Source organism: Corynebacterium sp. c3Ub_189, from assembly GCF_039907195.1.
Classification (GTDB): domain Bacteria; phylum Actinomycetota; class Actinomycetes; order Mycobacteriales; family Mycobacteriaceae; genus Corynebacterium.
This window is the reverse complement of the sequence record NZ_JASBOF010000076.1, coordinates 1-379: the sequence shown is the minus strand read 5'-3', so window position 1 is coordinate 379 and position 379 is coordinate 1. Positions and strand designations below refer to the sequence as shown.

Sequence of the window (379 nt, the reverse complement as noted above, 5' to 3'; positions counted from 1 at the left end):
CCGCCCAGCAGAAGTAGACGACCGAGCAGTACCAGGCCACTGGGAAGGCGACCTCATCTTAGGCGCAGGTAATAAGTCTGCAATTGGCACGCTAGTAGAGCGAACCACGCGCTATGTCATCTTGCTGCATCTACCTAATGGGCATAGTGCTACCGAAGTAAATGAAGCACTTACAAAAGCGATTGCTACCTTGCCAGATCATCTCAAAGGATCACTTACCTGGGATCAGGGAAGTGAAATGGCCTGTCATAAGGCCTTTTCTGTAGCTACAAACTGTCCCGTGTTCTTTTGCGATCCTGGCTCGCCGTGGCAGCGAGGCACCAATGAAAACACCAACGGACTATTAAGGCAGTACTTCCCTAAAGGAACAGACCTAAGC

The 379-nt window shown here is 50.7% G+C and carries 1 protein-coding gene; it reads left to right on the top strand.

The genetic code is table 11. The features are described from left to right. Window positions 1-379: IS30 family transposase (locus tag QKD99_RS11580; protein WP_347951499.1), on the top strand; the 379-nt coding region annotated here is incomplete at both ends.